This is a genomic window from Enterobacter sp. 03-F-07-AD-ECC, assembly GCF_047530935.1.
GTDB classification, from domain to species: domain Bacteria; phylum Pseudomonadota; class Gammaproteobacteria; order Enterobacterales; family Enterobacteriaceae; genus Enterobacter; species Enterobacter cloacae.
The window spans coordinates 1-461 of record NZ_JBLKBZ010000082.1 but is presented as its reverse complement, the minus strand read 5'-3'; the positions used below and the strand labels follow the sequence as shown (position 1 = coordinate 461).

The 461-nt window shown below is 51.0% G+C and carries 1 protein-coding gene; it reads left to right on the top strand.

Annotation, left to right across the window (positions count from 1 at the left end; translation table 11 throughout):
* Window positions 1-461: EF-Tu/IF-2/RF-3 family GTPase (locus tag ACMWKA_RS25735; protein WP_040024063.1), on the top strand; the 461-nt coding region annotated here is incomplete at both ends.

Below are 461 nucleotides of genomic sequence, written 5' to 3'. Positions count from 1 at the left end.
AAGCCATTCCTGCTGCCAATCGAAGACGTATTCTCCATCTCCGGTCGTGGTACCGTTGTTACCGGTCGTGTAGAGCGCGGTATCATCAAAGTGGGTGAAGAAGTTGAAATCGTTGGTATCAAAGAGACTGCGAAGTCTACCTGTACTGGCGTTGAAATGTTCCGCAAACTGCTGGATGAAGGCCGTGCTGGTGAGAACGTTGGTGTTCTGCTGCGTGGTATCAAACGTGAAGAAATCGAACGTGGTCAGGTTCTGGCGAAGCCAGGCTCAATCAAGCCACACACCAAGTTCGAATCTGAAGTGTACATCCTGTCCAAAGACGAAGGCGGCCGTCATACTCCGTTCTTCAAAGGCTACCGTCCACAGTTCTACTTCCGTACAACTGACGTGACCGGTACCATCGAACTGCCAGAAGGCGTAGAGATGGTAATGCCAGGCGACAACATCAAGATGGTTGTGAC